The sequence below is a fragment of the Myxococcus vastator genome (genome assembly GCF_010894475.1).
Classification (GTDB): domain Bacteria; phylum Myxococcota; class Myxococcia; order Myxococcales; family Myxococcaceae; genus Myxococcus; species Myxococcus vastator.
The window spans coordinates 1-251 of sequence record NZ_JAAIYB010001007.1 but is presented as its reverse complement, the minus strand read 5'-3'; the positions used below and the strand labels follow the sequence as shown (position 1 = coordinate 251).

The following is a 251-nucleotide window of genomic DNA, read 5'->3' as shown; positions in this document are numbered from 1 at the left end:
CGCGAGCAGGTGCGGCACCTGCTGGCCCAGGCGGAGGCCGTCGACGCGGAAGAGGACGCCCGCCACGGCAAGGGCAAGCGAGGCGACGAGCTTCCCGAGGAGTTGCGGCGGGCGCAGTCGCGACTGCTGTTGACGCGCACGTCTGCTGATGGGCGAGCAAGCCGGCTGGTTGATGGGCATCTGTCAGGAGACGGCGGACCGTCAGCGGGCGTGATGCCCATCAAGGCCGGCTCCGGGACGCCACCAGGGTC

1 pseudogene is annotated in these 251 nt (G+C 71.3%); it reads left to right on the top strand.

The annotated features are described in order from the left end of the window. Positions 1-251, top strand: a pseudogene (locus G4D87_RS39145) (IS1182-like element ISPlba1 family transposase); the annotation flags it as partial.